The organism is Nitratireductor kimnyeongensis (assembly GCF_019891395.1).
GTDB classification, from domain to species: Bacteria; Pseudomonadota; Alphaproteobacteria; order Rhizobiales; family Rhizobiaceae; genus Nitratireductor; species Nitratireductor kimnyeongensis.
Genome location: NZ_CP078143.1, coordinates 3,776,035 through 3,790,143 on the forward strand (window position 1 = coordinate 3,776,035; position 14,109 = coordinate 3,790,143).

General features: G+C 59.3%; 9 protein-coding genes and 1 tRNA gene. All 10 read right to left on the reverse strand.

Going from position 1 to position 14,109, the window contains the following annotated elements; all coding sequences use genetic code 11:
- Nucleotides 1–3: 3 nt before the first annotated feature.
- The 10 genes from rpoC to tuf all read right to left on the reverse strand — a co-directional run bounded on the left by rpoC (nt 4) and on the right by tuf (nt 14,109).
- Nucleotides 4–4,203 (reverse strand): DNA-directed RNA polymerase subunit beta', encoded by a 4,200-nt coding sequence (gene rpoC / locus KW403_RS17990; protein ID WP_223020765.1) that lies wholly within the window; start codon nt 4,201–4,203, stop codon nt 4–6.
- Nucleotides 4,204–4,351: 148 nt separating this feature from the next.
- Complete coding sequence (gene rpoB, locus KW403_RS17995) at nt 4,352–8,491, reverse strand: DNA-directed RNA polymerase subunit beta (protein ID WP_223020766.1); 4,140 nt, start codon at nt 8,489–8,491, stop codon at nt 4,352–4,354.
- 181 nt (nt 8,492–8,672) lie between these two features.
- The gene (gene rplL, locus KW403_RS18000) at nt 8,673–9,050 is read right to left on the reverse strand and encodes a 50S ribosomal protein L7/L12 (RefSeq protein WP_223020767.1); all 378 of its coding nucleotides are present in this window, start codon (nt 9,048–9,050) and stop codon (nt 8,673–8,675) included.
- 51 nt (nt 9,051–9,101) lie between these two features.
- Complete coding sequence (gene rplJ / locus KW403_RS18005) at nt 9,102–9,620, reverse strand: 50S ribosomal protein L10 (RefSeq protein ID WP_223020768.1); 519 nt, start codon at nt 9,618–9,620, stop codon at nt 9,102–9,104.
- Nucleotides 9,621–9,963: 343 nt separating this feature from the next.
- A complete protein-coding gene (rplA, locus tag KW403_RS18010) occupies nt 9,964–10,668 on the reverse strand; it encodes a 50S ribosomal protein L1 (RefSeq protein WP_223020769.1) in 705 nt (234 codons plus the stop codon).
- 4 nt (nt 10,669–10,672) lie between these two features.
- Nucleotides 10,673–11,101: a 50S ribosomal protein L11 gene (gene rplK / locus KW403_RS18015; protein WP_007010608.1), complete on the reverse strand. Its 429-nt coding sequence runs from the start codon at nt 11,099–11,101 to the stop codon at nt 10,673–10,675.
- Nucleotides 11,102–11,237: 136 nt separating this feature from the next.
- Entirely contained in the window at nt 11,238–11,765 is a 528-nt protein-coding gene (nusG, locus tag KW403_RS18020; protein WP_223020770.1) for a transcription termination/antitermination protein NusG, read from the reverse strand.
- A 29-nt stretch (nt 11,766–11,794) separates the two neighbouring features.
- Entirely contained in the window at nt 11,795–11,998 is a 204-nt protein-coding gene (gene secE / locus KW403_RS18025) for a preprotein translocase subunit SecE (protein ID WP_007010606.1), read from the reverse strand.
- A 297-nt stretch (nt 11,999–12,295) separates the two neighbouring features.
- Nucleotides 12,296–12,371: transfer RNA gene (locus KW403_RS18030), tRNA-Trp, on the reverse strand.
- Between the two features lie 562 nt (nt 12,372–12,933).
- Complete coding sequence (gene tuf, locus KW403_RS18035) at nt 12,934–14,109, reverse strand: elongation factor Tu (RefSeq protein WP_223020762.1); 1,176 nt, start codon at nt 14,107–14,109, stop codon at nt 12,934–12,936.

The following is a 14,109-nucleotide window of genomic DNA, read 5'->3' on the forward strand; positions in this document are numbered from 1 at the left end:
GCCTTACTCGGCGGGGCTCGTCGTCATGTCAGCGATCATTGGATCAGCCACTTCGGCGCCCGAGCTTTTGCGGCGCTCGTCCAGGATCAGATCATCGCGTGAACGCGCGATGCGGCGAACCTGGCTCATGGCGCCACCCGTACCGGCCGGGATAAGACGACCGACGATGACGTTTTCCTTCAGGCCCTGCAGCGTATCGATCTTGCCAGCAACGGCTGCCTCGGTCAGCACACGCGTGGTCTCCTGGAAGGAGGCCGCAGAGATGAAGGACGGTGTTTGCAACGAGGCCTTGGTGATGCCGAGCAGAACAGGCTGACCTTCGGCCGGCTTCTTGCCCTCTTCCACCAGACGATCGTTGATCTCCTCGAACTCAACCGAGTCCACATGGTCGCCCGGAATGTAGGTCGAGTCGCCCTGCGCCGTGATCTCGATCTTCTGCAGCATCTGGCGAACGATCACCTCAATGTGCTTGTCGTTGATCAACACGCCCTGCAACCGGTAGACTTCCTGAATTTCATTGACGAGGTACGAAGCCAAAGCCTCCACCCCCTTAATCGCCAGGATGTCATGCGGTGCAGGATTGCCATCGAGAATGAAGTCGCCCTTCTCGATCTGGTCGCCGTCCTGAAGGTGGAACGGCTTGCCCTTGGGAATGAGATACTCCGCGGGTTCCAGTGTCGAGTCATGCGGCTCGATGACGATGCGACGCTTGTTCTTGTAATCGCGACCGAAACGAATCGTACCATCGATTTCCGCAATGATGGCGTGATCCTTCGGCCGACGGGCCTCGAACAATTCTGCCACGCGCGGCAGACCACCGGTGATGTCCTTGGTACGCGCGCTCTCGGTCGGAATACGGGCAATCACGTCGCCCGGCTTGACCTTGGAGCCCGGCTCCACGGACAGAACCGTTTCCACCGACAGAAGGAAGCGTGCGTCACCGCCACGGGAAAGCTTGGAAACCTTCCCCTTGGCATCGAGAACCGTCATTGCCGGCTTCAGGTCGGCACCGCGTGGCGTCGAACGCCAGTCGATGACCTCACGTTTGGTAATGCCGGTGGATTCGTCAGCCGTTTCCTGAACCGACACACCGTCGACCAGATCTTCGAACGCGATAGTGCCTTCCACCTCGGTCAGCATCGGGCGTGTATAGGGATCCCACTCGGCAATACGCTGGCCACGCTTGACCTTGTCACCCTCGTCGATGAAGAGGCGTGAACCGTAAGTCAGACGGTGGCTTGCGCGTTCCTCACCGTTCTCATCCATGATCAGAACCGCCATGTTGCGGCCCATGACGATGAGATCGCCCTCGGAGTTGCGCACCACATTGCGGTTGCGGATCTTGACGGTACCCTCGAACGAAGCCTCAAGGAACGACTGATCGACCACCTGCGCGGTACCGCCCATGTGGAAGGTACGCATGGTCAACTGAGTGCCCGGTTCACCGATCGACTGAGCCGCAATGACGCCGACAGCCTCGCCGATGTTGACAGGCGTGCCGCGCGCAAGGTCACGACCGTAGCAAACGGCGCAAACACCATTGCGCACTTCACAGGTCAGTGCCGAACGAATGCGAACGGTCTGGATACCAGCCTTCTCGATTGCCTCGACATCACGCTCATCGATCAAGCGCCCGGCCGAAACGATAACCTCGTCCGTGGCCGGATTGACGATGTCGTCGAGAGCCGTCCGTCCAAGAACGCGCTGCCCAATGGAGGCAACCACCTGTCCTGCGTCCACGATGGGCTGCATGGTCAGGCCATTCTCGGTGCCGCAATCGGGCACCGTGACAATGCAATCCTGAGCAACGTCAACCAGGCGCCGGGTCAGGTAACCCGAGTTTGCCGTCTTCAAGGCGGTATCGGCCAGACCTTTACGGGCACCGTGGGTGGAGTTGAAGTACTCCATCACGGTCAGGCCTTCCTTAAAGTTCGAGATGATCGGCGTCTCGATGATGGAGCCATCCGGACGAGCCATGAGGCCACGCATGCCGGCAAGCTGACGCATCTGCGCCGGCGAGCCACGGGCACCGGAATGCGACATCATATAAACCGAATTCATCGGCTTCTGGCGGCCATCCTCGTTGAATTCAACCGCCTTGATGCGCTTCATCATCTCGTCGGCGACCTTCTCGGAGCACTTGGCCCAGGCATCAACGACCTTGTTGTACTTTTCGCCCTGCGTGATCAGACCGTCATTGTACTGCTGCTCATATTCCTTGGCGAGCGCTTCGGTCTCGGCAACCAGTTTTTCCTTGGTGTCCGGAATGACCATGTCGTCCTTGCCGAAGGAAATGCCGGCGCGGCAGGCATGGCCAAAGCCGAGCTGCATGACGCGGTCACAGAAGATGACCGTCTCTTTCTGGCCGCAGTGACGATAGACCGTGTCGATCATCTTGGAGATGTTCTTCTTGGTCAGTTCCTGATTGCAGATGTCGAACGGCACATTGTGGTTCTTCGGCAGAAGTTCGCCGACGATCATACGGCCAGGCGTCGTCTCGTGGATCTGGGAAACGGGGTTTCCTTCAGCATCAACGGTCTTGAACCGGCCCTTGATCTTGGTGTGCAGGGTCACGACACCGGTCTCAAGCGCATGATGGAGTTCGCCCATGTCTGCGAAAACCATCCCCTCACCCGGTTCGTTCTGGTTCATGATGGACAGGTAATACAGTCCGAGAACCATATCCTGCGACGGCACGATGATCGGTGCGCCGGAGGCCGGGTGCAGAATGTTGTTGGTCGACATCATGAGCACGCGCGCTTCAAGCTGGGCTTCCAGCGAAAGCGGAACGTGAACGGCCATCTGGTCGCCGTCGAAGTCAGCGTTGAACGCGGTACAGACCAGCGGATGAAGCTGGATCGCCTTGCCTTCGATCAGAACGGGTTCGAACGCCTGGATACCCAGACGGTGCAGCGTCGGCGCGCGGTTCAGAAGAACCGGGTGCTCACGAATAACCTCATCGAGGATATCCCAGACTTCCGGCTTTTCCTTCTCGACCAGCTTCTTCGCTTGCTTGACGGTGGACGAATAGCCCTTCGCGTCGAGTCGCGCATAGATGAACGGCTTGAACAGCTCGAGCGCCATCTTCTTCGGCAGGCCGCACTGGTGCAGCTTGAGCTCGGGACCGGTCACGATAACCGAACGGCCGGAATAGTCGACGCGCTTGCCGAGCAGGTTCTGACGGAAGCGGCCCTGCTTGCCCTTCAGCATGTCTGAGAGCGACTTCAGCGGACGCTTGTTGGCACCGGTGATCACGCGACCGCGGCGGCCATTGTCGAACAGAGCGTCGACGGCCTCCTGAAGCATGCGCTTCTCGTTGCGGATAATGATGCCCGGCGCGCGCAGCTCGATGAGGCGCTTCAAACGGTTGTTACGGTTGATCACACGACGGTAAAGGTCGTTGAGATCGGAGGTCGCGAAACGACCGCCATCCAGCGGCACCAGCGGGCGCAGATCCGGCGGGATCACCGGAACGATCTTCATGATCATCCACTCGGGACGATTGCCGGATTCGAGAAAGTTCTCGACCACCTTGAGGCGCTTCAAGAGCTTCTTCTGCTTCAGTTCCGACGTGGTGGAAGCGAGTTCCGAGCGCAGATCGCCAGCAATCTTGTCGAGATCCATCGATTCCAGAAGGTGATGGATGGCCTCGGCGCCGATCATGGCGGTGAACTGGTCTTCGCCATATTCATCGACCGCGATCAGATATTCTTCTTCAGAAAGAAGCTGGTTCTCCTTGAGCGCCGTCAAACCGGGCTCGGTCACGATGTAGTTCTCGAAATAAAGAACCCGCTCGATGTCCTTCAAGGTCATGTCGAGCAACGTGCCGATGCGCGAGGGCAGCGACTTCAGGAACCAGATATGGGCAACCGGTGCTGCGAGCTCGATATGGCCCATGCGCTCACGACGCACCCGCGACAACGTGACTTCAACGCCGCACTTTTCGCAGATGACGCCCTTGTACTTCATGCGCTTGTATTTGCCGCAGAGGCACTCATAGTCCTTGATAGGACCGAAAATACGCGCGCAGAAGAGACCGTCACGCTCAGGCTTAAACGTACGGTAATTGATGGTCTCGGGCTTTTTGATCTCGCCAAACGACCAGGACAGGATCTTCTCGGGGCTAGCGAGCGAAATCCTGATCGAGTCGAAAGTCTGTGCCGGCGCCTGAGGGTTGAAAAGATTCATGACCTCTTGGTTCATGCCGATCTCCTTTTCGGGACGCTTCGTCCCTTTTAAACTTCGGTGAAAACTGCCGCCGCGCGTTCCACCGGTTCAAATGCTTGGCCGCTACGCTGCCTTGCCAACGAGAATTGCGTGCCGCGGGCAAAGCCGCGGCACGCCAAAACGCTTACTCCGCAGCGTCCGGCAGCTGGTCGGTGTCAGCCGCGTCGATACGGGAGTTTTCAAGCTCCACGTTGAGACCGAGAGAACGCATTTCCTTGACGAGAACGTTGAAGCTCTCCGGAATGCCTGCCTCGAACGTATCGTCGCCGCGCACGATGGCTTCGTAGACCTTGGTGCGCCCCGCCACGTCATCCGACTTCACGGTCAGCATCTCCTGCAGCGTGTAAGCCGCGCCGTAAGCTTCCAGCGCCCAGACCTCCATCTCGCCGAAGCGCTGACCGCCGAACTGCGCCTTGCCGCCCAACGGCTGCTGGGTCACGAGCGAGTACGGACCGATCGAACGGGCGTGGATCTTGTCGTCCACAAGATGGTGCAGCTTCAGCATGTAGATGTAGCCGACGGTCACCTGACGATCGAACGGTTCACCCGTACGTCCATCATAAAGCGTGACCTGACCACTGGTCTGCATCCCGGCCTGTTCCAACATGATGTTGACATCGGCCTCATGGGCACCGTCGAAGACCGGGGTCGCAATCGACACGCCCCGGCGCATCTGTTCGCCGAGGCGAATGATGCTGTCATCGTCATACTGGCGTACCGGCTCGTTGCGATCATTGTCCGGGATCACAGCTTCAATTGTCTGGCGCAGCGGCTTGATATCGCCGCTCTCCTTGTAGCTGTCGATCAGGTCGCCGATCTGCTGTCCCATGCCTGCACACGCCCAGCCCAGATGCGTCTCCAGAATCTGGCCGACATTCATGCGGCTGGGCACGCCCAGCGGGTTGAGCACGATGTCCACATGCTGGCCGTCTTCAAGGAACGGCATATCCTCGACGGGCACGATGCGTGACACGACACCCTTGTTGCCGTGGCGGCCGGCCATCTTGTCGCCGGGCTGCATCTTGCGCTTCACCGCAACGAAGACCTTGACCATCTTCATCACGCCGGGGGGCATCTCGTCGCCGCGCTGAACCTTCTCGACCTTGTCCATGAAGCGCTGTTCCAGCGCCTTCTTGGACTCGTCATACTGGCCACGCATGGCTTCGAGCGCTTCCTGAAGCTTCTCGTCCTCTACGGCAAACTGCCACCACTGCGAACGCGGATACTCGTCGAGCACATCGGCAGAAAGGGTCGTGCCCTTCTTGAAGCCCTTAGGGCCGGCAATGGCCGATTTGCCCTCGAGCATCTCTGCAAGACGTGCATAAACGTTGCGATCGAGAATCGACTGCTCGTCATCACGGTCCTTTGCGAGGCGTTCGATTTCCTCACGCTCGATCGCCATGGCGCGCTCGTCCTTCTCGACGCCGTGACGGTTGAAGACGCGCACTTCCACGACCGTTCCATACGTGCCGGGCGGCATGCGCATGGACGTGTCACGAACGTCGGAGGCCTTCTCGCCAAAGATCGCGCGCAGAAGCTTTTCTTCCGGCGTCATCGGGCTTTCGCCCTTAGGCGTGATCTTGCCGACCAGAATGTCACCTGGCTGCACTTCGGCACCGATATATGTGATGCCCGCCTCATCGAGATTTTTCAGCGCCTCTTCCGAAACGTTCGGAATGTCACGCGTGATCTCTTCCGGTCCAAGCTTCGTGTCACGCGCCATCACCTCGAATTCCTCGATGTGAATGGAGGTGAAAACGTCATCGCGAACGATGCGCTCGGAGAGAAGGATGGAGTCCTCGTAGTTGTAGCCGTTCCAGGGCATGAACGCGACGAGCACGTTGCGTCCGAGCGCCAGATCGCCGAGATCCGTCGACGGACCGTCAGCAATGATGTCGCCCTTGTTGATCAGGTCGCCGACGCGCACCAGCGGACGCTGGTTGACGCAGGTGTTCTGATTGGAACGCTGGAACTTCATCAGACGGTAAATGTCGACGCCGGAGCGCGATGCATCCACATCCTCGGTGGCGCGGATAACGATACGCGTCGCATCCACCTGGTCGACGATACCCGTGCGGCGGGCCGCGATGGCAGCGCCGGAGTCGCGCGCCACGATCGGCTCCATGCCGGTGCCGACGAACGGCGCCTCGGCCCGCACCAGCGGCACAGCCTGACGCTGCATGTTCGAGCCCATGAGTGCGCGGTTGGCGTCATCGTTCTCGAGGAACGGAATGAGCGCCGCCGCGACCGACACGAGCTGCTTGGGCGACACATCCATCAGATCGACGTTCTCGCGCGGAGCCATCATCACCTCGCCGGCGTGGCGGCAGATGACGAATTCATCCGTGAACGCACCATCTTCACCGATCACGGCATTGGCCTGTGCAACGTAGTGCTTGGCCTCTTCCATGGCGGAGAGATAGACGACGTCCTGCGTCACCTTGCCGTCCACGATCTTGCGGTACGGGCTCTCGATGAAGCCGTACTTGTTGACGCGGGCGAAGGTGGCAAGCGAGTTGATCAGACCGATATTCGGGCCTTCCGGCGTTTCGATCGGGCAGATGCGACCATAGTGGGTCGGGTGCACGTCGCGCACCTCGAAGCCCGCACGCTCACGCGTCAGACCACCTGGTCCAAGCGCCGAAAGACGACGCTTGTGGGTGATCTCTGACAGCGGATTGGTCTGGTCCATGAACTGCGAGAGCTGCGAGGAACCAAAGAACTCGCGCACGGCGGCAGCCGCCGGCTTCGCGTTGATCAGGTCCTGCGGCATGACCGTGTCGATCTCGATCGAGGACATGCGTTCCTTGATCGCGCGCTCCATGCGCAACAGGCCGACGCGGTACTGGTTTTCCATCAGCTCGCCGACAGAACGCACACGACGGTTGCCGAGATTGTCGATGTCGTCGATCTCGCCCTTGCCGTCACGCAGCTCGACCAGTGTCTTCACCACGGCAACGATGTCTTCCTTGCGCAGAACACGCACGGTGTCTTCCGCGTCCAGTTCGAGACGCATGTTCATCTTGACGCGACCCACGGCCGAAAGGTCGTAGCGCTCGGCATCAAAGAACAGCGAATGGAACATCGCTTCCGCCGTCTCAAGCGTCGGCGGCTCGCCCGGACGCATAACACGGTAGATGTCGAACAGCGCATCCTGACGCGACTCGTTCTTGTCGGCAGCCAGCGTGTTGCGGATATAGCCACCCACATTGACATGATCGATGTCGAGGAAATGCACTTCGGTCGCACCCGTCTCGAGCAGAACCTTCAGCGTCTTCTCGTCGATCTCGTCACCGGCTTCGAGGAAGATCTCGCCCGTTTCCGGGTTGACGATGTCCTCGGCAAGATAGTTGCCCAGCAGATCGTCTTCGGTTGCGCGGATGGCCTTCAGGCCCTTCTCGGCAAGCTGCTTCGCCTGACGTGCCGTGATCTTCTTGCCTGTCTCGACAACAACTTCACCGCTGTCAGCGTCGATGAGGTCGGTCGTCGCCTTCAGCCCCTTGAAGCGCTCGACCGTGTAAGGCACACGCCAGTTTTCACCGTCGCGCACATAGGTGAGCTGATCGTAGAAGGTGGACAGGATCTCCTCGGCATCCATGCCGAGCGCCATCAAAAGCGACGTCGCAGGCAGTTTGCGGCGGCGGTCGATGCGCGCATGGACAATGTCCTTGGCATCGAACTCGATGTCGAGCCAAGAGCCGCGATAAGGGATGACGCGTGCGGCAAACAGGAGCTTGCCGGAGGAATGCGACTTGCCCTTGTCGTGATCGAAAAAGACGCCCGGCGAACGGTGCATCTGCGAAACGATGACACGCTCGGTTCCGTTGACGATAAAGGTGCCGTTGGACGTCATGAGCGGCATGTCGCCCATATAGACGTCCTGCTCCTTGATGTCCTTGATCGACTTGGCGCCGGTGTCCTCATCGACGTCAAAGACGATCAGGCGCAGCGTGACCTTGAGCGGCGCAGCGAAGGTCAGATCGCGCTGCCGGCACTCGTCCACGTCAAATTTCGGATCCTCGAACTCGTATTTCACGAATTCCAGCATCGCCGTCCCGGCGAAGTCCGAAATCGGAAACACCGATTTGAACACCGCCTGCAGTCCCTCGTCAGGACGCCCGCCCTGGGGCTCCTCGACCATCAGGAACTGGTCATAGGATGCCTTCTGAACCTCGATGAGGTTCGGCATCTCCGCAACTTCCGGAATCTTTCCGAAGAACTTGCGTACCCGCCTGCGACCATTAAACGTTTGGGTCTCGGCCATCGTCGCTCCTTGCCCTGCCTGGCTTGCATGCACCACGTGAACCGCCATCCCGGCGGTCAATCCAAACGGATAAAAACCCGTTTCCTGAAAGCCGCTTGCGGCCCACAGGAAAGAGGTTTGGATTCCGTCTTCAGTGTTCCGGCCCGCGCAGATCGAATATCCACGCGGGCCGGACGCCGAATTACTTCAGCTCAACCTTGGCGCCTGCGCCTTCGAGCTGCTCTTTGATCTTCTCGGCTTCGTCCTTGGACACGCCTTCCTTGATCGCCTTCGGAGCGGACTCAACGAGGTCCTTGGCTTCCTTCAGGCCGAGACCCGTGATGCCGCGAACTTCCTTGATGACGTTGATCTTCTGGGCGCCTGCGTCGGTGAGAACGACGTCAAATTCGGTCTTCTCTTCAGCAGCTTCGCCACCGGCAGCACCGCCTGCAGCAGCGGCAACAGCCACCGGAGCAGCAGCGGAGACGCCCCACTTCTCTTCAAGCATCTTCGAAAGCTCAGCCGCCTCAAGGACGGTCAGGTTCGAAAGGTCTTCAACGATCTTAGCAAGATCAGCCATTGTACATTTCCTTTAGTGTTCGAACTGTGTTGTTGGTCTTGAGGACCGGCATCACGCCGCCTCGTCCTTCTTGGAATAGGCGCCGAAGACGCGCGCGAGCTGACCCGCGGGCGCGTTGACAACCTGTGCAATCCGGGTAGCCGGCGTCGAAATCATGCCGACCAGCTTCGCCCTGAGCTCGTCCAGCGACGGCAGCGAGGCGAGTGCCTTCACACCGTCGGCGTCGAGCGCGGTCTCACCCATGGCACCGCCGAGAATGACAAGCTTGTCATTGCCCTTGGCGAAGTCATTGGCGACCTTGGGAGCGACAACCGGATCGTCCGAGTAGGCAATCAGGGTCTGGCCTTCGAAAAGGGCCTGAATGCTTTCGGACGGGGTTCCCTGAAGGGCGATTTTGGCGAGACGGTTTTTCGCAACCTTGACTGTGCCACCTGCGCCGCGCATTTTCGAACGAAGATCGTTCATCTGTGCGACGGTCAGACCGGCATAGTGGGCCACGACGACCGAACCGGTGTTGCTGAACACCTGATTCAGATCCGCGACGAATTCGCGTTTTTCCGCTCTGTCCACTGCCTTCTCCATTTGACGGAAAGTCCCGAGAGACACATCCGCCGGTTTGCCTTTTGCCGCAGGGCATCCGCAAACTCGGATCACCCAAGCGACGCTCGAGGATCCTGTCCCCTTTCGCCAACCGGAATTCCGGCATCGGACAAAAGGCCAACACGGTTCGAACCTTCAAACGGGGCAAGCCCCGGTCTCCGGTCCCACCCGTCTCATGCAGACCCCGAAAAGGGATTAAGGCGAACCGCCTGCAATCTCGGACAGGATGTTCCGGAAGTTTCCTTCCGGCTTCCACACCCAAGGGTGCGGAAAGTCGTGAGGGAGGCGCCAAAGCGCCTCCCCAATTCAAAAATCAGGACGCAGCCGAGAGGCTCGCCAAGTCGATACGCAGGCCAGGCCCCATGGTCGAGGTGATGGCAACCTTCTTGAGGTAGTTACCCTTGGCACCAGCCGGCTTTGCCTTGATCACGGCATCCGCAAATGCGCGCACATTCTCGGCGATCGCCTTGGCGTCGAAGGACGCCTTGCCAACGCCAGCATGCACGATACCGGCCTTCTCGACGCGGAACTCGACAGCGCCGCCCTTGGAAGCCTTGACCGCAGCGGTCACGTCAGCGGTCACCGTACCGACCTTCGGGTTCGGCATCAGACCACGGGGGCCCAAAACTTTACCGAGACGGCCGACCAGCGGCATCATGTCAGGCGTCGCAATGCAGCGATCAAAATCGATCTCGCCCTTCTGGACGGTCTCGACCAGATCCTCGGCACCCACGATATCTGCACCCGCAGCCTTCGCCTCGTCAGCCTTGTCGCCCTTGGCGAACACGGCTACGCGGACCGTACGGCCCGTGCCATTCGGCAGGTTGACAACGCCACGAACCATCTGGTCCGCATGGCGCGGATCGACGCCCAGATTCATCGCGATCTCGATGGTCTCATCGAACTTGGCAGTCGCGCGGTCCTTCAGGAGCGCTACGGCCTCATCGAGAGCGTATTCCTTGTCGCGGTCAATGCCTTCACGCGCCTTTGCAATGCGCTTGGAAAGTTTCGTCGCCATCTCGTCAGCCCTCCACTTCCAGGCCCATGGACCGCGCGGAACCCTCGACCATCCGCATCGCTGCGTCGACGTCGGTCGCGTTCAGGTCCTTCATCTTGGCTTCAGCGATCTCACGCACCTTGTCGCGCGAAATCTTGCCTGCAACCACCTTACCGGGCTCCTTGGAGCCGGACTTCAGGTTGATCGCCTTCTTGAGGAAGTAGCTCACCGGCGGCGTCTTCATCGTGAAGGTGAAAGACTTGTCCTGGTAGTAGGTCACGACGACCGGGATCGGCGAACCCTTCTCCATCTCCTGGGTCTGCGCATTAAATGCCTTGCAGAACTCCATGATGTTGATGCCACGCTGACCAAGCGCAGGACCGATCGGGGGTGACGGTGTCGCCGAACCCGCGGGAACCTGAAGCTTGAGCAGGCCTGCAACTTTCTTAGCCATATCTCATCTGCCTTGTCGTTTACACCGGACACCCGAAAACGGGCGCGCCGGCACTGCAGTTTGGTGGTCCGGAAAACAGCAGCCGGCTAAGCCGCCCTTCCCTTCCACCGACGAAGCCCATTCAAGGGCAACACGGTCAGCCCTTTTCGACCTGACCGAATTCCAGATCGACGGGCACGGCCCGTCCGAAAATCGAAACCTCGACCTTGAGTCGCGAACGCTCTTCATCCACTTCCTGAACGGAGCCGTTGAAGGAAGCGAACGGCCCGTCTGCAACGCGCACCTGCTCACCGATCTCGAAGGTAACCGAAGGCTTGGGACGCTCAACACCTTCCTGAACCTGGGTCAAGATGCGATCGGCCTCAGCCTCGGTGATCGGCACAGGCTTGGAGTCGCCCAGGAAACCGGTGACCTTCGGCGTATTCTTGATCATTGAGAAGACGGCATCGGTCAGCTGCGCCTTGACGAGAACATAGCCGGGGAAGAACTTGCGCTCGGCGTCTACCTTGCGGCCACGGCGCACTTCCACCACTTTCTCAGTCGGGACCACGACCTGCTCGATCTTGCCGGTCAACCCTTTCTGGCGCGCCTGCTCCTCAATGGATTCGGCAACCTTCTTCTCAAAATTCGAATAGGCGTGGACGATGTACCAACGCGCAGTCATTTCAATCGCACTCCGTCAATCGTCCAGGATCAGGCGCCAATGCCAAGAATGAGCTCAATGCCATAAGCCATGAGCTGATCGGCGGCAAAAAAGAAAATCGCCGCCAGCGTGGCGAACGCGATGACCATGACCGTAGAGATCAATGTCTCACGCCGCGAGGGCCACGTCACTTTCGCGGTTTCGGAACGAACCTGCTGAAGAAACGTGAAAGGATTCGTGGTTTTCGACGCCATATGCCGCTCTTGGTTCTGAAGCCTGGCAAGCCAGGTTATTTATTGTTCCCGATCAGATCGGGAGAGATGCTCGAAACAGAAATCCCCGCCCCGAGCCTATGGACAAACATGGAAATCGAATCGATTCTCATGCTCTACCCATACGACAAAGGCGCGTAAAGCCGCTTTCCCGGCTCCACGCACCGCGTGTCTGTTCAATCTACATAGAACCGAAGTCCGATTCTTGCAAGCCCCCACGCGAGATTGTGGCTGCAATCTGCCGGTAGGCACTCTGATCCGGATCCTGATACTATGTTCTGGCAGGGGCAGAGGGGCTCGAACCCCCGACCTGCGGTTTTGGAGACCGCCGCTCTACCAACTGAGCTATACCCCTATCGGCGCCCTTATTGCCCAAACGCATTTTCAGTTCAAGAAGTAGTTTGCCTTCATTCGCCGAAAACCTCACTTTTTTCGCGGACTTTTCAACGCGCAGCTTTTGTTTGCTCCCGTGCCTGGGGCGTTTTCAAAGATACAGCGTTTTTCAGGCGGCGTGCCGCATTTGCGGTGGAGGTTTTTGAAACTGACGCACTTCCCATCCGGCGCGCGATATCCGGGACCGCCCTTGCAGCCGCACCCTTTGCACGGCGGACGTTCGGGACAGTTTCGCGCCACCGAGGCCTGAGGCATCCCCGCAATCACGAAAACGATCAACAGGCCAAGAAGCACTCTCGCCATTGTCCCTCACCCTTCAGTCCCCTCACCCTTCAGGCACAAAAAACGGGGCGCTGTATCCAGCGCCCCGCCTGAAAATCATAGGTGTCGCCATCGTCATTTGTGACAATGGCTTCTGCCTGATCACTCCGTGATCGATGCGACGATGCCGGCACCGGGCCAAAACGCGCTCGCGCCCGTTTTGGTATTGGCTGCGTCGGTCGCTTTCGGCAACGCCGCTTCGATCACTCAGTGATCGATGCGACGATGCCGGCACCGACGGTGCGGCCGCCTTCACGGATAGCGAAGCGCAGCTTCTCTTCCATGGCGATCGGCACGATCAGCTCGACGTCGACCGTCACATTGTCGCCCGGCATCACCATTTCCGTGCCTTCGGGAAGCGAAACAACGCCCGTCACATCCGTCGTGCGGAAGTAGAACTGCGGACGGTAGTTCGTGAAGAACGGCGTATGACGGCCGCCCTCTTCCTTCGTCAGGATGTAGGCTTCTGCCTTGAACTTCGTGTGCGGCGTCACCGAACCCGGCTTGCAAAGAACCTGGCCGCGCTCAACGCCCTCACGGTCAACGCCGCGGATCAGCGCACCGATGTTGTCGCCAGCCTGGCCCTGATCGAGCAGCTTGCGGAACATCTCCACGCCGGTAACCGTCGTCTTCGTCGTGTCCTTGATGCCGACGATCTCGACTTCCTCACCGACCTTGATGATGCCGCGCTCAACGCGACCCGTCACAACCGTACCGCGGCCCGAAATCGAGAACACATCCTCGATCGGCATCAGGAACGGCTGGTCAACCGGACGCTCCGGCGTCGGGATGTAGGCGTCAACCTCGGCCATCAGCTTGCGGATCGCGTCTTCACCGATCTCCTTGTTGGAGTCTTCAAGAGCTGCGAGTGCAGAACCCTTGACGATCGGAATGTCGTCGCCCGGGAAGTCGTAGGACGACAGAAGCTCGCGAACCTCAAGCTCGACCAGCTCAAGAAGCTCTTCGTCGTCGACCTGGTCCACCTTGTTCAGGAACACCACGATCGCCGGAACGCCAACCTGACGGGCAAGCAGAATGTGCTCGCGCGTCTGAGGCATCGGGCCGTCAGCGGCCGAGCAAACCAGGATCGCGCCGTCCATCTGAGCAGCGCCCGTGATCATGTTCTTCACATAGTCGGCGTGGCCGGGGCAGTCGACGTGAGCATAGTGACGCGCATCCGTCTCATACTCGACATGCGCCGTCGAAATGGTGATGCCGCGCGCCTTCTCTTCAGGAGCGCCATCAATCTGGTCATAGGCGCGGAACTCGCCGAAATACTTCGTGATCGCTGCCGTCAATGACGTCTTGCCGTGGTCAACGTGACCAATCGTGCCGATGTTCACATGCGGCTTCGTACGCTCAAATTTACCTTTGGCCAT

Coding starts and splice junctions, on each gene's coding strand:
- rpoC (WP_223020765.1), bottom strand. CDS start 4,203: ATGAACCAAGAGGTCATGAATCTTTTCAACCCTCAGGCGCCGGCACAG.
- rpoB (WP_223020766.1), bottom strand. CDS start 8,491: ATGGCCGAGACCCAAACGTTTAATGGTCGCAGGCGGGTACGCAAGTTC.
- rplL (WP_223020767.1), bottom strand. CDS start 9,050: ATGGCTGATCTTGCTAAGATCGTTGAAGACCTTTCGAACCTGACCGTC.
- rplA (WP_223020769.1), bottom strand. CDS start 10,668: ATGGCGACGAAACTTTCCAAGCGCATTGCAAAGGCGCGTGAAGGCATT.
- rplK (WP_007010608.1), bottom strand. CDS start 11,101: ATGGCTAAGAAAGTTGCAGGCCTGCTCAAGCTTCAGGTTCCCGCGGGT.
- nusG (WP_223020770.1), bottom strand. CDS start 11,765: ATGACTGCGCGTTGGTACATCGTCCACGCCTATTCGAATTTTGAGAAG.
- secE (WP_007010606.1), bottom strand. CDS start 11,998: ATGGCGTCGAAAACCACGAATCCTTTCACGTTTCTTCAGCAGGTTCGT.
- tuf (WP_223020762.1), bottom strand. CDS start 14,109: ATGGCCAAAGGTAAATTTGAGCGTACGAAGCCGCATGTGAACATCGGC.